Here is a 22377-nt window from a genome sequence, read left to right as displayed (position 1 = left end):
TGCGGGCCCCGTCGGCGTTCTCCCGGGTGCTCAGCCGCGGCGACCGGCCAGCTTCCAGGCGGTGGGCAGCGCGCCCATGGCCAGGGCGATCTTGAGGGCGTCGCCGATCAGGAACGGCACCATGCCGACGGCGACGGCCCGGTCGAGGGGCATCCCCATGCTGAACGCGAGGTAGGGGACGCCGATCGCGTAGATCACGGCGTTGCCGGCGAGCATCGTGGCGGCGGTGCGGAGCATCCCGCGGTCGCCGCCGCGGCGGGCCAGCGCGCCCACGGCGGTGGCGGCGAGCAGCATGCCGAGGACGTAGCCGAAGGTGGCCCCGCCGGCGCCGGCGGCGCCGCCGGCGAACCACGGCACGCCGGCGATGCCCGCCAGGGCGTAGAGCGCCAGCGACAGCAGCCCGCGGCGGGCGCCGAGCGAGGCGCCCACGAGGAGGGCGGCGAAGGTCTGGCCGGTGACCGGGACCGGGGAGCCGGGGACCGGGAGCGCGATCTGGGCCGCGATGCCGGTGATCACGGCGCCGCCGGCGACCAGCGCGGCGTCGCGGACGCGGGCGCGGGTGGCGGTGGCGGCCGGCAGCAGGTCGGCGAGGACCGCTCCAGGACGGAGGGTGGGGGCGACTGTGCTCATCAGGGGACTCCGCTGGTGTGTGGCGGATCCGGGGGTGGATCCGGCGGGACGTGATGACGTTAGTTCAGGGGGGCGGCGGCGATCATCATGTGGCGGTGACAAAGCCGTGCCGGCCCGCTTGGGGAGTTCCGGACAACCGCCACCCTGCCGGAGCCCGCCGGGCCGTGGGGTGTCTTCGCAGGTCACGTGATGCTCGTCACGGAGCGGACGGCCGTATGGGGCCGGTTTTGTGCTAGTCGGGGCCGGCCGGGGACACTGGGACGGCTCCGTGGTGACCTGTGGAGTTCCCCCAAACCGGGCGGCGATCCCGCCCTTGCGCCCCTTGCGAGAGTACGAGCCCATGCACGACGCACTGCCGCCCCTGGCCGAGAAGGTCGAGAAAGAGCCGTTGTCCGGGGGGCTCAAGCAGCGCCATCTGACGATGCTGGGGCTGGGCGGGGTGATCGGTGCGGGGCTGTTCGTCGGCTCCGGGGCGGGCATCGCGGTGGCCGGGCCGGGGATCGTGCTGTCCTATCTGATCGCCGGTGCGCTGGCGATGCTGGTCATGCGGATGCTCGGGGAGATGTCGGCGGCGATGCCGGCCTCCGGGGCGTTCTCGGTGCACGCCGAGCGGGCGCTGGGGCGCTGGGCCGGCTTCAGCGTGGGGTGGCTGTACTGGTTCCTGCTCGTGGTGGTGCTGGCGGTGGAGGCCACCGGGGCGGCGCAGATCGCACACGGCTGGGCGCCGGCGGTGCCGCAGTGGGGCTGGGTGCTGATCTTCATGGTCGTCTTCACCGTCGCGAATCTGGCCGCGGTGAAGAACTTCGGCGAGTTCGAGTTCTGGTTCGCCGCCCTGAAGGTCACCGCGATCGTGCTGTTCCTGGCGCTGACGCTGCTGGCGGTCTTCGGGGTGCTGCCCGCCGCATCGACCTACTCGGGCCAGCCGGTCGGGCTGACCAACCTCACCGGGCACGGCGGGTTCCTGCCGCACGGCTGGTCCGGGGTGGTCTCGGGGGTGCTGGCCGTGGTGTTCGCGTTCGGCGGGCTGGAGGTGGTCACCATCGCGGCGGCCGAGTCGGACGACCCGGCGCGGGCGGTGGGCCGGGCGGTGCGCAGCGCGGTGTGGCGGATCCTCTTCTTCTACGTGGGCTCGATGCTGGTCATCGTCACCGTGCTGCCCTGGTCGTCGATGCAGCCGGGCAAGAGCCCGTATGTGATGGTGCTGGACCACATCGGGGTGCCGGGCGCCGGGCAGATCATGAACATCGTGGTGTTCGTGGCGCTGCTGTCGGCGCTGAACGCCAATCTCTACGGTTCGTCGCGGATGGTGTTCTCGCTGGCCGAGCGCGGCGAGGCGCCGCGCGGGCTGCTGAAGGTGTCGGGTGGAGGGGTGCCGCGCCGGGCGGTGCTGGCCTCGGTGGCGTTCGGCTTCGTCTCGGTGCTGCTCAATCTCAAGTGGCCGGATTCGGTCTTCCTCTACTTGCTCAACGCGGTCGGTGCGGTGCTGCTGTTCGTCTGGGGGTTGATCGCCGTCTCCCAGCTGCGGCTGCGGCCCCGGATCGAACGGGAGGCGCCGGAGCGGCTGATCCTGCGGATGTGGGCGTTCCCCTATCTGACATGGCTGGCGCTGGCGGCGATGGGCGCGGTGATCGTGCTGATGCTGACCGATGCCACGGCCCGGCCGCAGCTGCTGTGGTCGGCCGGCGCGACCGCGTTGGTGCTGGTGGTGGCCGGTGCGCGGGAGCTGAGGGCGCGTCGGGCGCGGGCCTGAGGAGCGCCGTCGCGCAGCGGTGCGGCCGGGGCCGCCGGGGCAACTCCCGGGCCCACCGGCCATATTGAGACGTACCTCACATCTCGTCGCATTCGACGATCTATCAGGCACGCTCGGTCACGATCGCGTCTGAATACCGAACAATCGCTGCACGACTGTTGCCCTGAGCGGACAGCGACGCTCAGACTGAGCCAGCTTTGCCGAGGACACCGGAGTTGAGCCGTCCTGCGGCCCCGGGAGACCGCAGTATCGCCCCGCCCGCATCTCACCCACTGGGACAGGTACGACATGAATCGGACACCCCCGTCCGCCGGTGCGCAGACCGCCGCGGCCCCGGGTACTGGCCAGGACGGCGGCGCGCTGTCACACGGCCTCAAGCAACGCCACCTCTCGATGATCGCCCTCGGCGGGGTGATCGGCGCGGGGCTGTTCGTCGGTTCCCGCGAGGGCATCGCGGCGGCCGGCCCGTCGATCGTGCTGGCCTATGCCGTCTCCGGTGCGCTGGTCATGCTGATCATGCGGATGCTCGGCGAGATGTCCGCGGCCCGGCCGTCCTCCGGCTCCTTCTCGGTGCACGCCGAGCGGTCCATCGGCTCCTGGGCCGGCTTCACCGTGGGCTGGATGTTCACCGCGCTGCTGTGCGTGGCGGTGGCGGCCGAGGCGCTGGGCGCCGCGGACGTGCTGCACCAGTGGTTCCCCTCCACCGAGCCGTGGATGTGGGTACTGCTGATCATGATCGTCTTCACCGCGACCAACCTGACCGCGGTCGGCAACTTCGGTGAGTTCGAGTTCTGGTTCGCCGCCCTGAAGGTCGCCGCGATCGCCCTGTTCCTGATCCTGGGTGTGCTGGCCATCTTCGGCCTGCTGCCCGGCACCTCGGCGCCCGGCACCGCGCACCTGACCGGCGACGGCGGCTTCCTGCCCAAGGGCGTGGACGGCCTGATGGTCGGTCTGCTGGCGTCGGTGTTCGCGTACGGCGGTCTGGAGACGGTGACCATCGCGGCGGCCGAGTCCAAGGACCCGGCCCGCGGCGTGGCCCGCGCGGTGCGCACCGCGATGTGGCGGATCGCGCTGTTCTACGTCGGCTCGATGGCGATCATCGTCACCGTCATCCCCTGGAGCGCGCCGTCGATCGCCAAGAGCGGCCCGTACGTGGCGGTGCTGGACTACCTCAAGATCCCGGCGGCCGGCCAGATCATGAACGTGGTCATCCTGGTCGCCCTGCTCTCCGCGGTGAACGCCAACATCTACGGCTCCTCGCGGATGGCCTACTCGCTGATCGCCCGCGGCCAGGGCCCGGCCGTCCTGGGCAAGGTGAGCGGCGGGGTACCGCGCCGGACGGTGCTGCTGTGCGCCGCGTTCGGGTTCCTCGCGGTGCTCTTCAGCTTCTGGTGGCCGACCACCGTCTTCCAGTGGCTGCTGAACATGGTCGGCGCCGCGGTCCTGGTGGTCTGGGGCTTCATCGCCGTCGCCCAGCTGCGCACCCGGCGGCAGTTGGAGCGCGAGGCGCCCGAGAAGCTGATCGTGAAGATGTGGGCCTTCCCGTACCTCACGTGGGTGGCGCTGGCCGGGATCGCCGCGGTGCTGGTGCTGATGCTGCGCGACGACAACCAGCGGATCCAGCTGCTGTTCACCGGCGGCTTCGGCGTGGTGCTGACGATCGTCGCGCTCATCCGGCAGCGGTCGCTGAGCAACCGGTAGTCCTCCTCACGGACCCCTTTCAGGCGGGGCGGGACCTCCTTCCGAGGTCCCGCCCCGCCTCCTTCTTTGGGACCAGGAACCCCCGCCGGTACGGGTCCGTGATCACTGCTGCTGATAGCGTGCTCTTGCACATTGATTGCAACTACGGCGATTACGCAGCTTGGAGGCGGGGTCGGCATGGCGACCTACACACTTCCGGAACTCCCCTACGACTACTCGGCGCTGGCGCCGGTCATCAGCCCCGAGATCATCGAGCTGCACCACGACAAGCACCACGCGGCCTACGTCAAGGGCGCCAACGACACCCTTGAGCAGCTCGCCGAGGCCCGCGACAAGGACCAGTGGGGCAGCATCAACGGCCTCCAGAAGAACCTCGCGTTCCACCTCTCCGGCCACATCCTGCACAGCATCTACTGGCACAACATGACCGGCGACGGCGGCGGCGAGCCGCTGGAGGCGGACGGCGTGGGCGAGCTGGCCGACGCCCTCGCCGAGAGCTTCGGCTCGTTCGCCAAGTTCAAGGCGCAGCTGACCAAGGCGTCGGCCACCACCCAGGGCTCCGGCTGGGGCGTCCTGGCCTACGAGCCGGTGACCGGCCGCCTCATCGTCGAGCAGGTCTACGACCACCAGGGCAACGTCGGCCAGGGCTCGGTCCCGATCCTGGTCTTCGACGCCTGGGAGCACGCCTTCTACCTCCAGTACAAGAACCAGAAGGTCGACTTCATCGAGGCCATGTGGCAGGTCGTCAACTGGCAGGACGTCGCCAAGCGCTACGCCGCCGCCAAGGAGCGCGCCGACAGCCTGCTGCTGGCGCCGTGACCCGGTAGCCGCCCGGTGCGTCCTGCCTCGTGATCGTCTTCTCACCTTTCACTTGGCAGGCGGAAGAGAGCGAAGCCCCCACGAGGACCTGACTCGTGGGGGCTTCGTGGGTACCGGCCGGGGCGGCGGGCCGACGGTCAGTCGAACTGCGGGGCCTGCGTCCTGGTCCGCTTGATCTCGAAGAACCCGGGGATGGACGCGACCATCAGCGTGCCGTCCCACAGCTTGGCGGCCTGCTCGCCCTTGGGCGCCGGGGTGACGACCGGGCCGAAGAAGGCGATCTGGTCACCGTCCGGCCCGGGAACCGCGATCACCGGGGTGCCGACCTCCTGGCCGACCAGGTCGATGCCCTCCTTGTGGGAGGCGCGCAGCTCGGCGTCGTAGGTGTCCTTGTCGGCGTAGTCGATCAGGTCGGCGGGGAGGCCGGCGTCGGCCAGGGCGGCCGCGATGGCCTCCCGGGTGACGCCCTCACCGGCGTTGTGGAAGCGGGTGCCGAGCGCGGTGTAGAGCTTGCCGACGACCTCGTCGCCGTGCAGCTGCTGGGCGGCGATCACCACCCGGACCGGGCCCCACGCCTTGCCGCCCGGGCGCATGTTCTCCGCGTACTGCGCGGGCAGTTCGTCGAGTTTGTTCTCGTTCAGCACGGCCAGGCTCATCACGTGCCAGCGCACCTGGACCGGGCGGACCTTCTCCACCTCCAGCATCCAGCGGGAGGTCAGCCACGCCCAGGGGCACAGCGGGTCGAACCAGAAGTCGGCTGGGGTCTTCACGGGCTCGGACACGGGGTCTCCTCTTGAGAGCTTCGACGACGTCGTTCCGTGCACGCTTCAACCGACGGCATGCGTGCCATGATTCCCCGTGTTCGATATCCGAGACGAGGGCGAGGGAGGCACACGGTGCCAGGTGAGAATCTGTCCCGGGAAGAGGCACGTGAGCGGGGCCGGCTGCTGACGGTCGACGGTTACGACGTGGCGCTGGACGTCCGCTCAGCGGTCGCCGGGGGCGCGGACGCGGCCACCTTCCGCTCCCGGACGACGATCCGCTTCCGGTGCGCCGAACCCGGCGCGACGAGCTTCGCGGACCTCCTGGCCCCCTCGGTCGGCGCGGTCACCCTCAACGGCCGCGCGCTGGACCCGGCCGAGGTCTTCGACGGCACCCGGATCGCGCTGGCCGACCTGGCCGCCGAGAACACCCTCGTCGTCGACGCGCAGTGCGCCTACAGCCGCACCGGCGAGGGCCTGCACCGCTTCGTCGACCCCGAGGACGGCGAGGTCTACCTCTACACCCAGTACGAGCCCGCCGACTCCCGCCGGGTCTTCGCCAACTTCGAACAGCCCGACCTGAAGGCCCCGTTCACCTTCGAGGTCACCGCGCCCGAGGGCTGGCTGGTGCTCAGCAACGGCGCCCAGGAGGGCCCCGCCGAGGCAGGCCGGCACCGCTTCGCCACCACCCAGCCGATCTCCACGTACATCACCGCCGTGGTCGCCGGGCCGTACCACTACGTCACCGACACCTACCGCCGCGCCTTCGATGGGGGTACCTCCCCATCGAGCGCAGCCGAGAGTGGGGGAGGCAGCGAGCTGGAGATCCCGCTCGGCGCGCTGTGCCGCAAGGGGCTGGCCCGGCACTTCGACGCGGACGACATCTTCACCGTCACCAAGCAGGGCCTGGACTTCTTCCACGACCACTTCGACTTCCCCTACCCGTTCGGGAAGTACGACCAGGCGTTCGTGCCGGAGTACAACCTCGGCGCGATGGAGAACCCCGGCTGCGTCACCTTCCGCGAGGAGTTCATCTTCCGCGGCAAGGTCACCGAGGCGTCCTACGAGCGCCGGGCCAACGTCATCCTGCACGAGATGGCGCACATGTGGTTCGGCGACCTGGTCACCATGCACTGGTGGGACGACCTGTGGCTCAAGGAGTCCTACGCCGACTTCATGGGCAGCTTCGCGCAGGTCGGCGCGACCCGCTTCACGGACGGCTGGATCACCTTCGCCAACCGCCGCAAGTCCTGGGCGTACCGGGCCGACCAACTTCCCTCCACCCACCCGATCACCGCCGACATCCGCGACCTGGAGGACGCCAAGCTCAACTTCGACGGCATCACCTACGCCAAGGGCGCCAGCGTCCTCAAGCAGCTGGTGGCGTACGTCGGCCAGGACGCGTTCCTGGAGGGCGCCCGGCGCTACTTCAAGCGGCACGCCTACGGCAACACCCGGCTCGCGGACCTGCTGGCGGTGCTGGAGGAGACCTCCGGGCGGGACCTGGCGGCCTGGTCGCGCGCCTGGCTGGAGACGGCCGGCGTCAACTCCCTCACCCCGCAGGTCACTTACGACGCCCAGGACCGGATCACCGAGCTGAGCATCCTCCAGGAGGCGTCGCCCGAACAGCCCGAGCTGCGCCCGCACCGGGTCGCGGTGGGCCTGTACCGCCGCCTCGACGCGGACTCCGCGCTGGTCCGCTACGCCCGCGCCGAGGTGGACGTGGCCGGGCCGCGGACGGCGGTGCCGGAGCTGGCCGGTGTCGAGCGGCCGGAGTTGGTCCTGGTCAACGACGAGGATCTGACGTACTGCAAGACCCGCTTCGACGAGGGCTCGCTGGCCACCCTGCGGGCCCGGCTCGGCGATCTGACCGACCCCCTGGCGCGGGCGCTGTGCTGGGCCGCGGTGTGGGGGCTGACCCGGGACGGGCTGATGCCGGCCCGGGACTTCCTGGCGCTGGTGCGGCAGTTCGCCGGCGCGGAGACCGTGGTCGGGGTGCTCCAGTCGGTGCTCGGCCAGGCGGAGGCGGCGCTGGAGCACTACGTGGCGCCGGAGTACCGCGAGCGGGCCGCCCGCGAGCTGGCCGAGGGCGCGCTGCGCGAGCTGCGGCTGGCCGAGCCGGGCAGCGGCCACCAGCTGAGCTGGGCCCGGCACTTCGCCGCGGTGGCCACCACCGCGGCCGACCTCCAGCTGCTCCAGGGGCTGCTGAACGGCACCGCGAAGATCGACGGACTGGCCGTGGACCAGGAGCTGCGCTGGGCGTTCCTGGTGCCGCTGGCCACCCACGGGGTCGCCGACGAGGCGGCGATCGGCGCCGAACTGGCCCGCGACGACACCGCGTCCGGCAAGCGGCACCAGGTCCGCTGCCTGGCCGCCCGCCCCGCCGCCGAGGTCAAGGCGGCGGCCTGGGCCGACGTGGTGGAGTCCGACGCGCTCTCCAACGCCCTGGTGGAGGCGACCCTCAGCGGCTTCGCGCAGCCCTCGCAGCGGGAGCTGCTGGCGCCGTACACGCCGCGCTACTTCACCGTGATCGAGCGGATCTGGCGGGAGCGCTCCATCGAGATCGGGATGTCGGTGGTGCGCGGGCTGTTCCCGTCCTGGCAGGTGGACCGGGCCACGCTGGACGCCGCGGACGCCTGGCTGGCGGAGCGCCCCGAGGCGGCGCCCGCGCTGCGCCGCCTGGTGCTGGAGAAGCGGGACGACCTGGGGCGGGCGCTGCGCGCACAGGCTTGTGACGAGGCGGCCGGCCCCAGGCCGTAACCCGGGTCTCGACCAGCTTTAATCGGCCGTCGAACGCCCGTACTTGAGGGCGGGATTGTCCCGCTTGTGACACAGGCGGGTAACAGCGGTTAGGGGGCGGAGCGGGGCCGGGAATCTGCCGGGCATGAACCACGACACCCCGCTCTCCCCGCTCCCCCTCCACCACCTCGCCGACGGCCGCTGCCCGGTGCTGACGACCCAGCAGCTCCGGGAGCACGGCGTGCCGCCGGCCGAGATCGCCGAGCGCTGCCGGCCGGGCGGCCCCTGGCAGCAGCTGCTGCCCGGCGTCCACCTGCTGCACCAGGGGCCGCCCACCAGCGAGGAGCGGCTGCACGCCGCGCTGCTCTACGCCCGGCACCGCGGCCCGTCCGTGCCCGCCCAGCCCCGGTCCGCCGAGGCCGCCCGGGAACCGATGATCACCGGGCTGGCCGCACTCGCCCTGCACGGCTTCGCCGCCGCTCCCCCGCTGCTCTCCCTGGACCGCATCGAGGTCCTGGTGGCGCGCACCCGGCGGCTGCGCTCGGCCGGTTTCGCGGGGATCGTCCGGGGCGCGGACCTGCCGACCCCGCAGGAGGTCACCGGCGTGCCCACCGCCCCCGTCCCGCGGGCGCTGGCGGACGCGGTGGCCGGGCTCACCGACGGTGTCACGGTCCGCCGGCTGCTGACCGAGGCGGTGCGCGGCGGGCACTGCGAGGCCGCCTCGGTGGTCCGCGAGCTGAGCCGGGCCCGGCTGCTGACCCGGCCGCACGTGGTGGACGCGGTGGACGCCCTGATGGCCGAGGGCCGGGCGCTGGCGGAGCAGCGGCTCTACGAGACGTTGCGCACCCACGGGCTGCCCGACCCGCTGTGGAACGTCGATCTGCGCCTGCCGGGCGGCCCGTACCTGGGCGGGGTGGACGCGTACTGGCCCGAGTACGGGGTGGCCGTGGCGATCGAGACCCGCAGCCCGCGCCCGTCCGACTGCAACCGCGCCGACGCGCCCCGCGACGAGCTCCGGGAGCGCCTGGAGCGGCTCGGCATCACCCTCGTCCGCTGCCGGCCGCGCACCCTGCGGGAGGCACCCGAGCAGCAGGCGACGGTGGTCCGGACGGCGCTGATGGCGGCGGTGGACCGGGAGCCCACCGCGTACGTCGTCGTGCTCCCGCACTGACCGCGGCCGCCGCCCGGAGAGTGACCGACAGCGAGCGTCGGACACGTTCCGTGGGCAACCTCGCGGCCCGCTCCTCCATCTATTGGAATGGATTGGACAAGGCGACGGGTCTCACACACATGATGGGAGCGCCACTGAGCAGGTGTTCCAGCAGACACCCGGAGCCGGCCCAGCGGGCCTGGTCAGAAAGAAGGAGTCCCATGAGGATCGGAATCGTCGGAGCGACCGGACAGGTCGGCGGCGTGATGCGGCGCATTCTCGCCGAGCGCAACTTCCCGGTCGAGCAGCTGCGGCTGTTCGCTTCGGCCCGGTCCGCCGGACGGACGCTGCCCTGGCAGGACACCGAGATCACCGTCGAGGACGCCGCCACCGCGGACTACTCCGGCCTGGACATCGTGCTCTTCTCGGCCGGCGGCGCCACCTCCAGGGCGCTGGCGGAGAAGGTCGCCGACGCCGGCCCGGTCGTGATCGACAACTCCTCGGCCTGGCGCCGCGACCCGCAGGTCCCGCTGGTCGTCGCCGAGGTCAACCCGCAGGCCATCGCCGACCGGCCCAAGGGCATCATCGCCAACCCGAACTGCACCACCATGGCCGCCATGCCGGTGCTGCGCCCGCTGCACGAGGAGGCCGAGCTGGTCTCCCTGGTCGTCGCCACCTACCAGGCGGTGTCCGGCAGCGGTCTGGCCGGCGTCGCCGAGCTGGACGGGCAGACCCGCAAGGTCATCGAGCAGGACGCCACCAAGCTGACGCACGACGGCGCGGCGGTGGAGTTCCCCGCCCCCGAGAACTACGTCCGCCCCATCGCCTTCAACGTCCTGCCGATGGCCGGCTCGCTCGTCGACGACGGGCTGAACGAGACCGACGAGGAGCAGAAGCTCCGCCACGAGAGCCGCAAGATCCTGGACATCCCGGAGCTGAAGGTGTCCGGCACCTGCGTCCGCGTCCCGGTCTTCACCGGCCACTCCCTCCAGGTCAACGCCCGCTTCGCGCGCCCCCTGTCCCCCGAGCGCGCCCAGGAGCTGCTGGCCGCCGCCCCCGGCGTGGCGCTCTCCGACGTCCCCACCCCGCTCCAGGCCGCCGGCCAGGACGCCTCCTTCGTGGGCCGGATCCGCCGCGACGAGACCGCCGACAACGGCCTCGCGCTGTTCGTCTCCAACGACAACCTCCGCAAGGGCGCGGCGCTCAACGCCGTCCAGATCGCCGAGCTGGTCGCCGCCGAGCTGCGCGGCTGACCCGCCCCGCACCCGACGCACCGCGGCCGGTGCCGGTACGGACCCCCGTACCGGCACCGGCCGTCGGCGTACTCGCCCCCACCCCCGTCAGGGGCGACGCACCTCGTAGAGGAAACAGCCGTACTCCAGCGCCCGGACGTGCACCAGGGCCACCGCCGGATCGGCGAACGCCTCATCGAACGCCGCCTCGAAGCCGCCCGCGACGTCCTCGGGGATCTCGAAGTACCGCCCGCCGACGATCCGGCCCCGGTCGTCGTAGCGCCGCAGTGTCCGCAACGCCCCGGCGCGGGCGGCCGGATGGCCGCCGGCCACCGGCCCCGGACAGTCCCCGGCGTGGATGAAGACCGGCCCCTGCTCGTCGTAGGCCCCCGGCGCGGCCCCGGTCTCCGCCGCCCACCGGCGCAGCGGCGCATAGGACACCAGGGCCACCTCCTCGCCCTCCTCGGCGTCCCGCAGACAGCAGCGCAGCAGGCTGCCGACACAGTTCACCGGTATCCCGTCCGCCCGGGCGGTGAACGGCTCCATGGGACGTCCGGCGTCGTCGGTGCCGCGCAGCTCCTTCAGAGCGGCGGCCGGAATCGCATGTGTGGGGTACTTGTTCATGCGACCAGCCTCGGCGAACCGCGGCCGGGGCGCTGGCGGTATCCGGACGTCGTCCTGCGCGCGGCGGTGCCGTGGAAGGATGGCCGGACGAGGCGATGACGACTTGTGAAGGAGAGGGACGGGTGCCTGGTACGAATCTGACCCGGGAAGAGGCCCAGGAGCGGGCACGTCTGCTGACCGTGGACGCGTACGACATCGAGCTGGACCTGAGCGGGGCGCAGGATGGGGGCACGTTCCGTTCGGTGACGACGGTGCGGTTCGACGCCGTCGAGGACGGCGCGGCATCGTTCATCGACCTGGTGGCGCCGACCGTGCACGAGGTGCTGCTCAACGGCACGGCGCTCGACGCGGCGGCGGTGTTCCAGGACTCGCGGATCGCGCTGTCCGGGCTGCGGGCGGGCCGCAACGAGCTGACGGTCGTCGCCGACTGCGCGTACACCAACAGCGGTGAGGGGCTGCACCGGTTCGTCGACCCGGTGGACCAGCAGGCGTACCTCTACACGCAGTTCGAGGTGCCGGACGCCCGGCGGGTGTTCGCCAGCTTCGAGCAGCCGGACCTGAAGGCCACGTTCCGGTTCACCGTGACGGCGCCGCAGGGCTGGACGGTGATCTCGAACTCGCCGACGCCGGAGCCGACCGACAACGTCTGGCGGTTCGCGCCCACGCCGCGGATCTCCACCTACGTCACCGCGCTGATCGCCGGCCCGTACCACAGCGTGCACAGCACCTGGGAGGGCGCCGACGGGCGGTCGGTGCCGCTGGGGATCTACTGCCGGCCGTCGCTGGCCGAGCACCTGGACGCGGAGGAGATCTTCGCGGTCACCCGGCAGGGCTTCGACTGGTTCGAGGAGAAGTTCGACTACCCGTACCCGTTCGCCAAGTACGACCAGCTCTTCGTGCCGGAGTTCAACGCCGGCGCGATGGAGAACGCCGGCGCGGTCACCATCCGCGACCAGTACGTCTTCCGCTCGAAGGTGACGGACGCGGCCTACGAGGTGCGCGCCGAGACGATCCTGCACGAGCTGGCGCACATGTGGTTCGGCGACCTGGTCACCATGGAGTGGTGGAACGACCTGTGGCTGAACGAGTCGTTCGCCACCTACACCTCCATCGCCTGCCAGGCGTACGCGCCGGGCAGCAAGTGGCCGCACTCCTGGACCACGTTCGCCAACTCCATGAAGACCTGGGCCTACCGGCAGGACCAACTGCCGTCCACCCACCCGATCATGGCGGAGATCCGGGACCTCGACGACGTCCTGGTCAACTTCGACGGCATCACCTACGCCAAGGGCGCCAGCGTCCTCAAGCAGCTGGTGGCCTACGTCGGCATGGACGAGTTCTTCCAGGGCGTCCAGGCGTACTTCAAGGCGCACGCCTACGGCAACACCCGGCTGACCGACCTGCTCGGGGCGCTGGAGAAGACCAGCGGCCGGGACCTGAAGACCTGGTCGAAGAAGTGGCTGGAGACGGCCGGCATCAACGTCCTGCGGCCGGAGATCGAGGTGGCCGCCGACGGCACCGTCACCGCCTTCGCGGTGCGGCAGGAGGCGCCGGCGCTGCCGGCCGGGGCGACCGGCGAGCCGGTGCTGCGCCCGCACCGGATCGCGATCGGCTACTACGACCTCCAGGACGGCAAGCTGGTCCGCACCGGCGGGGTCGAGCTGGACGTGGACGGCGAGCGCACCGAGGTGCCGTTCCCCGAGGGCTTCCGCCGGCCGGACGTGATCCTGCTCAACGACGGCGACCTGTCGTACGCCAAGGTGCGGCTGGACGAGCAGTCGCTGAAGGTCGTCACCGAGCACCTCGGGGACTTCACCGAGTCGCTGCCGCGGGCCCTGTCGTGGGCCTCGTCCTGGGACATGACCCGGGACGCCGAACTCCCCACCCGCGACTACCTGTCGCTGGCGCTCTCCGGCATCGGCAAGGAGTCCGACATCGGCGTCGTCCAGTCGCTGCACCGCCAGGTGAAGCTGGCGCAGGACCTGTACGCGGCACCGGAGCGGCGCGCGGCGGGCCTGGCCGCCTGGACCGAGGCGGCGCTGGCCCACCTGCGGGCCGCCGAGCCGGGCAGCGACCACCAGCTGGCATGGGCCCGGGCGTTCGCCGCTTCGGCCCGCACCGACGAGCAGCTGGACCTGCTCCAGGGCCTGCTGGACGGCACGCAGGAGGTCCCCGGCCTGGCCGTGGACACCGAGCTGCGCTGGGCGCTGCTGGAGCGGCTGGCGGCCACCGGCCGGGCCGACGAGCCGGAGATCGCCGCGGAGTTGAAGCGGGACGCGACCTCGGCGGGCGAGCGGCACGCGGTGACGGCGCGCGCCGCCCGGCCCACCGCGGCGGCCAAGGCGGAGGCATGGGCCTCGATCGTGGAGTCCGACGCCCTCCCCAACGCCGTGCAGGAGGCCGTCATCGGCGGCTTCGTCCAGCCCGACCAGCAGGAGCTGCTGGCGCCCTACACCGCGAAGTACTTCGAGGCGATCAAGGACGTCTGGGACAACCGCAGCCACGAGATGGCCCAGCAGATCGTGGTGGGCCTGTACCCGGCCCTCCAGATCTCCCAGGAGACCCTGGACGCCACCGACGCCTGGCTGGCGCAGGCCGACCCGAGCCCGGCCCTGCGCCGCCTGGTGACGGAGTCCCGGGCCGGCGTCGAGCGGGCGCTGAAGGCCCGGGCGGCGGACGCAGCCGCCGGGGCCTGACCGGCCGGCGGCAACACCAAGGGCGTGCCCCGGAACCCGCTCGGTTCCGGGGCACGCCCCTTTTCCGCTGCCGCGGGCTGCCGGATCGCAGGGGGCCGGCACCCGTGGTGGAGTCGCCCGGCGGACGGGCGTCAGGAGCGTGGCCGTCCGCCGGGCGGGTCGGGGGTCCCCGCTCGTCGACCTCGTGACGTGTGCGGGGGTCGCCGGGCCCCGTCCCCCTCTCACGGGGCCCGGCGGGACGCGCGGCTCAGCCGCTCAGCTCGTCGAAGCGGCGGACCAGTTCGGCCCGGCCGGCGTCGGTGAGGTCGCCGTGCACCCGCATCCGGGCCAGGCCGCCGTCGGGGTAGACGTCCAGGCGGACGTGGGTGGCGGTCACCCGGCGGGGCAGCACGAAGCGGTGCGGGGTGTCGGGCTGGAGCTTGGTCCTGGGCAGGATCTCGAACCACGCGGACGCGTCGTCCGGGTTCCCGTCGCAGCCCGAAAGCCGGGCCCAGCCGGCCGAGTTGCCCTTGAGGTAGGCGGTGTCGATCTCGACGGCGCGGATCTCGCCCTGCGCGGCGAGCCTGAACCGCACCCAGTCGTTGGTGCCCCGGACCCGGCGGCGGCGGTTCTCCCAGCCGTCGTCCATCTTGCGCGAGAGGTCGGGCTGGATGATCTGGGTGGGCGAGGAGTAGAAGCGGTCGGAGGCGTCCTCGACGGCGCCGCCGTGCATCACCGAGGCCAGGTCCAGGGTGCCCAGCACGTCCAGCCACTCCGGGTCGGGGACCACTTCGCCGTGGACCCGGAGGCGGGCTATGCCACCGTCGGGGTGCTGCTTGAGGCGGAGGTGGGTGAAGCGGCGCTCGGCGGTGACCTCGAAGCCGTTGGCGGCGTGGCCGCGTACGGGCGTGCGGGGGACGAGCTCCTCCCACTTCACGTCGTCGGCGAGCAGGTCCTCGGGGCCGGGGCTGCCGGGCAGCGCGGTGGCCTCGACGGTGACCTGCTGCGGGTAGTTGCCGCGGAAGTGGGCGGTGTCGACGATGACGCCGCGGATCACGCCGGGCGCGGCGAGGCGGATCAGCGCCCAGTCGTGCTCGTCCTCGGTGGGGAAGGGGTGGTCGCCGTCGGCGCCGCGTCGGCGCCGGGTCTCCCAGCCGTCCATGATCTTGCCCTTGTGGCCGAAGTGCTCGGGGTCGAAGACCGCCGGGGTCGGCTTCAGCAGGTTCTCCCGCTCGGCGAAGAACTCGTCGTTGGCGGCGATCACACCGGCACCGAAGCGGCGGTCGGCCAGGTCGACGAGCGAGGTGAAGGCGAAGTCACCGCCGCGGTAGTCGGCGTACGGGTCGCCGCCGGAGTACGGCTGGGCGTCGTTGGCGTGCGGATCGGTGGAATCGGCGGCCGGGGTGGCGGACATGCGTTTCCCTTCTGCTCCTGCGGACGGTGCTGGGGACCGATCCACCGTCGCAGCGCACCACCCGACAGGTCCATCGAAAGTTCGTGAGGAATATCTTCAGTCGGACTGAAAGGTCGCCGGGCCGCCGTCGCCGCCGGACCGGCCCACGGTGGCCTGGCGGGCGGCGGCCTGGCGGAGCGCGGCCAGCACCCGGGCCAGGCCCGGCGCGCCCTCGGAGCCGCGCCGGGCGGCGGCGACCACATGGCGGCGCGGCTGGTCGGCGTGGAGCACCCGCAGTGCGACCCCGCTGCCGTGCCCGGGGGCCCGCAGACCGCCCGCCATCGCCATCCGCGGCACCAGCGCCACCCCCATCCCGGCCGCGACCATCGCCCAGATCGCGCTCCAGTCGGCGGCCGCGTGCGCCTGCTCGGGGACGAACCCGGCGTTCTCGCACGCGGTGGTGGTGATCTGCGACCACGGGCCGCTGCTGCCGAAGATCCACGGTTCGCCGGCCAGGTCGGCCAGCCGCAACCCCGGCTCGGCGGCGAGCGGATGGCCGGCCGGCAGCGCCACGTCCAACGGGTCGGCGAGCAGCGAGACCCGGCTGAACTTCGGGTCGCGCGGGGTGGGCGCGTGCGCCGCCAGCGACAGCGCCAGATCGACGCTGCCCTCGGCCAGCAGCTCGTAGGCCGCCTCCGCCTCGGCCTCCCGCACGGCCACGGCCAGGCTCGGGTGGGTGCGGCGCAGCTCCTGGACGGCGGGGACCACCAGTGCCGGGATGGCGGTGGAGAAGGCGCCGACCCGGACCGTGCCGGCCTCGCCCTGGAGATAGCCCAGGAGGTCCGCGTCGGCCCGCTCCAGCTGCGCGAAGACCGCCTCGGCATGCCGCAGCACCAGGTGGGCGGCGCCGGTCAGCCGGACCCGCCGGCCGTGCGCCTCCAGCAGCGTCACCCCGAGGGACTTGGCGAGCCCCGTCAGCTGCTGCGAAACCGCCGAGGGCGTCATGTGCAGCGCCTCGGCGGTCGCGGTGACCGTGCCCAGATCCCGGAGGGTGCGCAGGATCCGCAGCTTCTTGATGTCCCAGTCGGCCATGCGGGCAGCGTACGCACCCGGCTCGGCCGGTCCGCTCACCGTGGGGTGCCCGCCGCCCCCAGGGCCACCCCGGCGACGATCAGCGCCATGCAGAGCACCTGCACCGCGCCGATCCCCTCGCCCAGCACGGCCAGCGAGAGCAGCGCCACGCACACCGGCTGGAGGTAGTAGACGACCCCGGCGCGGGCGGCGCCCACCAGGGCGATCGCCTTGTTCCAGGTGAAGTAGGCGACGGCGGAGGAGCACACCCCGATGTAGAGCAGCGGTCCGACCGTCCCCGCGGTGAGCGGGAAACCGCCCTCCGCGGCGAGGCTGACGGCGTAGGCGGGCACCAGCATCGCGGCGCCCAACGCGAACGTCATGAACAGGAACGAGCGTCCGCCGATCCCCTCGGGGCGGCGGCGCAGCAGCGCGCTGTACCCGGCGAAGGTGGCGGTGGCCGCCAGCATCCACAGGTCGCCGACGGCGAAGTCCAGGTGCAGCACCGCGGTCGGCGAGCCCTTGCCGACCAGGGTGAGCACGCCCAGCAGCGCGATCACCATGCCCGCGACGCGGCGGGCGCCCAGCGGCTCGCGCCCGCCGCGTCGGGCGCCGACCAGGTCGAACAGGGCGATCATCATCGGCGAAGCCGCCGCGATCATCGCCATGTTGGTGGCCGAGGTGGTCTTCCCGGCCGTGTAGATCAGGGTGTTGAAGAGGGTGACGCCCAACAGGGCCGCCAGCGCCAGGAATCCGAGGTGCCGGCGGATCACCGGCCACTCCCCGCGGACCTGCCCCCAGGCGAACGGGGCGACCGCCAGCAGCGCGACGATCCAGCGCCAGAACGCGGTCTGGACGGGCGGCACGGCCCCGTGCAGGGCGCGGGCGATGACGAAGTTGCCGGACCAGACGACGGTCGCCGTCAGGGCCAGGGCCAGCCCCACGGCCTGAGTGGACGGTGTGCGATAGCTGCGGACCCGCTCCAGGACTGCCACGGTTTCCTCTCCCTCGATGGTGGATACGGATCCACCGTGGCAGCCCCTCATCCATCAGGTCCATCGAATACTTCGGACACATTCTTTCAGCGGAACTGAAAGATTGGCGGTGTCTCAGCCCCGGGCCGCCCGCCGGGCGAGGATCGCGGCCTGCCGCTCGTCGAAGCGGCGCGCCTGCCCGTCCAGGCCCTCCAGGTACGCCCCCAGCTCGTCCTGGGCGGCGAGCCCCTCCGGGCCCAGCCCGCCGCGCTCCAGCACCTTCAGGTAGCGCAGCACCGGCTGGAGCACCTCGTCGTGGTGGATCCGCAGGTTGTAGATGCCGCCGAGGGCCATCTGGACGGCGGCCCGCTCGAAGCCGGGCATGCCGTGGCCGGGCATCCGGAAGCCGGTGACCACGTCCCGCACGGCGCACATCGTGCGGTCGGGGGCCAGCTCGAAGGCCGCGCCGAGGAGGTTGCGGTAGAAGACCATGTGGAGGTTCTCGTCGGTGGCGATCCGGGCCAGCATCTGGTCGCACACCGGGTCGCCGGAGTGCCGGCCGGTGTTGCGGTGCGAGATCCGGGTGGCCAGCTCCTGGAAGGCGACGTACGCCACCGAGTGCAGCATGCTGTGCGCGTTGTCGGACTCGAAGCCGGCGGACATGTGGGCCATCCGGAACCGCTCCAGCTCGACCGGGTCCACGGCGCGGCTGGTGAGCAGGTAGTCGCGCATCACGATGCCGTGCCGGCCCTCCTCCGCGGTCCAGCGGTGCACCCAGGTGCCCCAGGCGCCGTCCCGGCCGAAGAGGCTGGCGATCTCGTGGTGGTAGCTGGGGAGGTTGTCCTCGGTGAGGAGGTTGACCACCAGCGCCGTCCGACCGATGGAGGTGACCTTGGACTGGTCGGGCGCCCAGGGCTCGCCGTCCAGCACCCCGTCGAAGTTCCGCCCGTCGCTCCACGGCACGTACTCGTGCGGCATCCACTCCTTGGCGACCTTCAGGTGCCGGTTGAGCTCGTTCTCGACGACCTCCTCCAGGGCGTACAGCAGTCGGGTGTCGGTCCAGGCGGCCTGGCCGCGCGCTCCGTCGAGGCGGTCGGGGGCGATGGTCACGGGGGCACTCCTGGGGACGACGGACCTACGGATCCGTAGGTTTGACTTACGGCCCCGTAGGTTACGCCATCGTAGGTACGCGTCGGTTAAGCACCTTCCCAAGGGCACCCCCAGGCGCACCCAAGGAAGATCCACAGGGAAAACCCTTGGGGGAATTGCCCGGAAAGATGCGTAACTACCGCTCTGTAGCTGTTTTTCGGCTGCGCGTTCGCGCCTACGCAAAAGGGGCGCCCCTCGGTCCGGGAAGAACCGAGGGGCGCCCCTTGTGAAGGCGTCATGGGCGCGGGCGGGCGGCCCGCGCAGGGCTGTGCGGGTCAGCCCTTGGACTTGGCCTGCTTGCGGGACTTGTCGGTCGCCATGACCAGTCCGGCGATGACCAGGAAGAGCACGATGGGCGCGACGACGTAGAGGCCGAGCGTCTGGATCACGCTCAGGCCCGGACCCGGGTCGTCACCGTCGTCGCGGGTGAGCGCAAACGCGGGGGACGACATCAGCAGCATCAGCGCGGTGCCGGCGGTGATGGTTCCGGCGCGCAGGGCGGTGTTCTTGACCTTGTTGCTCACCCGTTCAACGTAGCGGACGGCGGTCCGCCCCGCGCGTCCGGGGTGGGGCAAGCGGCATACCGGCAGGCCGGACGGCCCGGCGGTGGGCATCGGGGGCGGGGCGGCGCGGTCACCGGCGGCGCCCCTGGGGGCCTCCCCCGGACGGTCGCGCCCCGACCGCCCTGGCCGGGTGCGCCGCAGGCACCGGAGGGGCCCGCCCCGTGGCGGTCGGCCGGCGCGGGCCGCCGAGCGCGGTCGACGGGGGCGCGCCGCGGGGCCCGGTCAGCGGTCGAGGAGCGCCAACTCCCGCATCAGCGCGTGGAGTCGGGGCGAGGCGGCGAGCTCTTCGAGGGTGTGCGGGCGGCCGTCGGGGCCGGCGATGGGCAGGCGCCAGTTGGGGTACTCGTCCCAGGTGCCGGGGAGGTTCTGCGGCCGGCGGTCGCCCACCGCGTCGGGGAGCCAGACGCCGATCATCCGCGCCGGGGTGCGCAGCAGGAAGCGGTGCACGGCCTTGACCACCGCCTCCTCGTCGCCGGCGCCCTCGGGCAGCAGGCCGTGGTGGGACAACGCGCCGAGCCATGCCCGCAGTTCGTGGCCGGCCCGGGAGCGCTCGCGCTCCGGCGGCCCGGCGAGCAGGCCGAGGCGCGCCCGCAGCGCGACGTCCGCGCCGGTGAGCCGGGCGGCGGTGGGCGGCAGGTCGTGGGTGGTGACGGTGGCCAGGCAGCCGGCGCGCCACTCGTCGGGGGCGAGGATGCGGGCCTCGGCGGCGGTGCCCTCCGGGGCCCGGGCGTCCCCGTCGGCCTGGGTGTCCCCGTCGCCGCCGTCGGCCCCGGCGTCCCCGTCGGCCGCGGCGCCGTTGCCGTAGTCCCGTTCGAACCACAGGACGGAGGTGCCCAGGACGCCGCGGTCGGCCAGGGCCTCCCGCACGCCCGGTTCGACCGTGCCGAGGTCCTCGCCGATCACGGCGGCGCCGGCGCGACGGGCCTCCAGGGCCAGCACCGAGAGCATCGCCTCGCCGTCGTAGCGGACGTAGGCGCCCTCGGTCGGCGGTCGACCTTGGGGGACCCACCACAGCCGGAACAGGCCCATCACGTGGTCGATGCGCAGTGCGCCGGCGTGCCGGAGCAGACCGCGCAGCAGGGCGCGGTAGGGGGCGTAACCGGCGGCGGCCAGGGCGTCCGGGCGCCAGGGCGGCAGGCCCCAGTCCTGGCCGCGGGAGTTGAAGGCGTCCGGCGGCGCCCCGATGGACATCCCGGCGGCGAAGGCGTCCTGCTGGGCCCAGGTGTCGGCGCCGGAGGGGTGGACGCCGACGGCGAGGTCGTGGACGAGCCCGATGGCCATGCCGGCGTCGCGGGCGGCCCGCTGGGCGGCGGCCAGCTGCTCGTCGGTGAACCAGGCGAGCCGGGAGTGGAAGTCGACGCGGTCCAGCAGCCCGTGGCGGATCCGGGCGGTCTCCGGTGAGCGGGGGTCGCGCAGACCGGCCGGCCAGCCGCGCCAGTCGGGGCCGTGCCGTTCGGCGAGCGCGCACCAGGTGGCGTGGTCGTCCAGGGCCTGGCCCTGTGCGGCGAGGAAGTCGCAGTACGCGGCGCGCCGTCCGGGGCCAAGCGGGACGGCGCACAGGAGTTCCAGGGCCTGGCGCTTGAGGGCCCAGACCGCGTCCCGGTCGATGAGTCCGCCGCGTTCGAGGACGTCGTCGCGCAGCGCGCCGGCGCGGGCGGCCAGTTCGTCGGCCCGCCGGCGGTCGGGGCCGGTCAGGTGGGCGTACTCGGGGATCTGCTCGATCCGCAGGTGGACGGGGTCGGGGAAGCGGCGCGAGGAGGGGCGGTAGGGGGAGGGGTCGGTGGGCGGGCCGGGCACCGCCGCGTGCAGGGGGTTGAGCTGGACGAAGCCGGTGCCCAGGGTGCGTCCGGACCAGGCGGCGAGGTCGGCGAGGTCGCCGAGGTCGCCCATGCCCCAGGAGTGGCGGGAGAGCAGGGAGTAGAGCTGGACGAGGAAGCCGTGGTTGCGGCCGGGCGGGGCGGGCACGGTGTCGGGGGCGACGACCAGGTGGGCGCGGGCGGTGCGGCCGTCGGGGGCGTCGGCGCGGAGGTCGTGGACGCCCAGCGGGAGCGCGGCGAGCGCCGCGGGGTCCTGGGTGCCGGTGCGCGCGGTGCCGTCCCGTACTTCCGCGCCGATGAGCGCGCCGTCCTCGGTGCGGACGCTCAGGACGGTGTCCTCGGGGAGGTCCGGCAGGCGCGGCGGGCGGCCGGCGCGGGCGGTGACGGTGGGCGGCAGGAGGGCCCGGCCCATGGTCTCGTCGTGGGCGGCCAGGGCGGCGCGGACGGCCTGCGGGGTGGAGGCGTCGACGCCCAGTGCGGCGAGCACGGCGACGACGGTGTCGTCGGTGAGGTGGAGCGTGCGGCCCGGTGCGGGTTCGTAGGACGTGGCGATGCCGTGGAGCCGGGCGAGTCGGGCGCGGCTCATGGCTGCTCAGACCTCCATCGACTCCGTGCCCAGACCGGTGGCGGTCGGTTCGCTGGTCAGCGGGAGTTCGGCGGCGATGGGGACCTCGCTGGTGAGCGGGGCGCTGTCGGCGAGCGGGGGCTCGCTGGTGAGCGGCGGCTCGGTGAAGCTGTACGAGCCGGAGCCCTCCAGGCCGGAGTCGGGGCCGGACACCCCGTCGAAGAGCCCGGGCTCGCCGCCGGGTGATGGGGGTCCCTCCTGCTCGAACGGAGTTGAGAGCTTGGGGGCCGACAGGGCGTCGAGGAGCAACTGAGCGGATGCGGCCACGAGGGCCTCCCGTTCGTCGGTAGTGGGACACGTCTGCCCTACCCAGTCGACACGACGGCAGACGTCTTCACCCAGCAAACGTGACTCACGTCACAGTACGACGCCGACCGGCGATTTCGCGGCGGGGAGCGCCGTGCGGCGCACAGAACGCCGGACGGCGGCGCCCGGGAACGCAATTCCTGCGGAACGAGACGTGTCATGGCCTGGTCGCACATGGGAAGAAAGCGGGCGATCCGGTGGCCGCCCGGGAACCACCCCGAGGCCCGGTTGACACCCTCACCGCGACAATGGTGGGCTCACCGCCGAAGGTCTGTCCGAACAGGACCGAAGGGTGGCGACACCCCCGGTCCCGCGCCCCGCGCACCACGACCACCAGGCCCGCACCGCGGCACCCGTCCGCAGGTCGGGCCCCTGGCGCGCGAGCGGTGCCGCGACGG

Annotated in this window: 17 protein-coding genes; 7 read left to right on the top strand and 10 right to left on the bottom strand. The window is 72.8% G+C overall.

Features of this window, described 5'->3' with window-relative positions:
- Window positions 1–30: 30 nt before the first annotated feature.
- Window positions 31–630: a biotin transporter BioY gene (locus MOV08_RS27215; protein ID WP_039636388.1), complete on the bottom strand. Its 600-nt coding sequence runs from the start codon at window positions 628–630 to the stop codon at window positions 31–33.
- A gap of 340 nt (window positions 631–970) precedes the next feature.
- Here MOV08_RS27215 and MOV08_RS27210 point away from each other — a divergent pair, with 340 nt between their 5' ends.
- The 3 genes from MOV08_RS27210 to MOV08_RS27200 all read left to right on the top strand — a co-directional run bounded on the left by MOV08_RS27210 (window position 971) and on the right by MOV08_RS27200 (window position 4900).
- On the top strand, window positions 971–2380 hold the full coding sequence (locus MOV08_RS27210; protein WP_039636386.1) for an amino acid permease: 1410 nt from the start codon (window positions 971–973) through the stop codon (window positions 2378–2380).
- 288 nt (window positions 2381–2668) lie between these two features.
- The gene (locus MOV08_RS27205) at window positions 2669–4081 is read left to right on the top strand and encodes an amino acid permease (RefSeq protein ID WP_039636384.1); all 1413 of its coding nucleotides are present in this window, start codon (window positions 2669–2671) and stop codon (window positions 4079–4081) included.
- Between the two features lie 177 nt (window positions 4082–4258).
- On the top strand, window positions 4259–4900 hold the full coding sequence (locus MOV08_RS27200; RefSeq protein ID WP_039636382.1) for a superoxide dismutase: 642 nt from the start codon (window positions 4259–4261) through the stop codon (window positions 4898–4900).
- 137 nt (window positions 4901–5037) lie between these two features.
- On the opposite strand, the gene MOV08_RS27195 is transcribed toward MOV08_RS27200, so the two are convergent.
- A complete protein-coding gene (locus tag MOV08_RS27195) occupies window positions 5038–5682 on the bottom strand; it encodes a DsbA family protein (RefSeq protein ID WP_039636380.1) in 645 nt (214 codons plus the stop codon).
- 114 nt (window positions 5683–5796) lie between these two features.
- On the opposite strand from MOV08_RS27195, the gene pepN (MOV08_RS27190) reads away from it, so the two are divergent.
- The 3 genes from pepN (MOV08_RS27190) (at window position 5797) to MOV08_RS27180 (ending at window position 10803) form a co-directional block, all read left to right on the top strand.
- Entirely contained in the window at window positions 5797–8421 is a 2625-nt protein-coding gene (gene pepN / locus MOV08_RS27190) for an aminopeptidase N (RefSeq protein ID WP_039636378.1), read from the top strand.
- 124 nt (window positions 8422–8545) lie between these two features.
- A complete protein-coding gene (locus MOV08_RS27185) occupies window positions 8546–9571 on the top strand; it encodes a hypothetical protein (RefSeq protein WP_275309227.1) in 1026 nt (341 codons plus the stop codon).
- 200 nt (window positions 9572–9771) lie between these two features.
- Window positions 9772–10803 (top strand): aspartate-semialdehyde dehydrogenase, encoded by a 1032-nt coding sequence (locus MOV08_RS27180; RefSeq protein WP_039636374.1) that lies wholly within the window; start codon window positions 9772–9774, stop codon window positions 10801–10803.
- A gap of 87 nt (window positions 10804–10890) precedes the next feature.
- Here the strand turns inward: MOV08_RS27180 and MOV08_RS27175 are convergent, their stop codons facing one another.
- Window positions 10891–11406: a DUF1203 domain-containing protein gene (locus MOV08_RS27175; protein WP_073442273.1), complete on the bottom strand. Its 516-nt coding sequence runs from the start codon at window positions 11404–11406 to the stop codon at window positions 10891–10893.
- Window positions 11407–11528: 122 nt separating this feature from the next.
- Between MOV08_RS27175 and pepN (MOV08_RS27170) the strand changes: the two genes are divergently transcribed.
- Window positions 11529–14102, top strand: coding sequence for an aminopeptidase N (gene pepN / locus MOV08_RS27170; RefSeq protein WP_275309226.1), 2574 nt, complete (start codon window positions 11529–11531; stop codon window positions 14100–14102).
- A gap of 247 nt (window positions 14103–14349) precedes the next feature.
- Here the strand turns inward: pepN (MOV08_RS27170) and alc are convergent, their stop codons facing one another.
- The 7 genes from alc to MOV08_RS27135 all read right to left on the bottom strand — a co-directional run bounded on the left by alc (window position 14350) and on the right by MOV08_RS27135 (window position 21940).
- Window positions 14350–15495 carry an allantoicase gene (alc, locus tag MOV08_RS27165; RefSeq protein WP_275309224.1) on the bottom strand — a complete coding sequence of 382 codons (1146 nt, stop codon included), beginning with the start codon at window positions 15493–15495 and terminating at the stop codon, window positions 14350–14352.
- A 96-nt stretch (window positions 15496–15591) separates the two neighbouring features.
- Window positions 15592–16566, bottom strand: coding sequence for a LysR family transcriptional regulator (locus MOV08_RS27160; protein WP_039636366.1), 975 nt, complete (start codon window positions 16564–16566; stop codon window positions 15592–15594).
- A gap of 35 nt (window positions 16567–16601) precedes the next feature.
- Complete coding sequence (locus tag MOV08_RS27155) at window positions 16602–17540, bottom strand: DMT family transporter (protein WP_275309223.1); 939 nt, start codon at window positions 17538–17540, stop codon at window positions 16602–16604.
- A 114-nt stretch (window positions 17541–17654) separates the two neighbouring features.
- On the bottom strand, window positions 17655–18629 hold the full coding sequence (locus tag MOV08_RS27150; RefSeq protein WP_039636364.1) for an acyl-ACP desaturase: 975 nt from the start codon (window positions 18627–18629) through the stop codon (window positions 17655–17657).
- A gap of 314 nt (window positions 18630–18943) precedes the next feature.
- On the bottom strand, window positions 18944–19192 hold the full coding sequence (locus tag MOV08_RS27145) for a hypothetical protein (protein ID WP_039636362.1): 249 nt from the start codon (window positions 19190–19192) through the stop codon (window positions 18944–18946).
- Window positions 19193–19453: 261 nt separating this feature from the next.
- On the bottom strand, window positions 19454–21634 hold the full coding sequence (gene malQ / locus MOV08_RS27140) for a 4-alpha-glucanotransferase (protein WP_275309221.1): 2181 nt from the start codon (window positions 21632–21634) through the stop codon (window positions 19454–19456).
- 6 nt (window positions 21635–21640) lie between these two features.
- Entirely contained in the window at window positions 21641–21940 is a 300-nt protein-coding gene (locus tag MOV08_RS27135; RefSeq protein WP_275309219.1) for a hypothetical protein, read from the bottom strand.
- Between the last annotated feature and the right edge of the window lie 437 nt (window positions 21941–22377).

It is taken from the genome of Streptomyces yunnanensis (genome assembly GCF_029011865.1).
GTDB classification, from domain to species: domain Bacteria; phylum Actinomycetota; class Actinomycetes; order Streptomycetales; family Streptomycetaceae; genus Streptomyces; species Streptomyces yunnanensis.
This window is presented reverse-complemented; position numbering and strand designations above follow the sequence as displayed.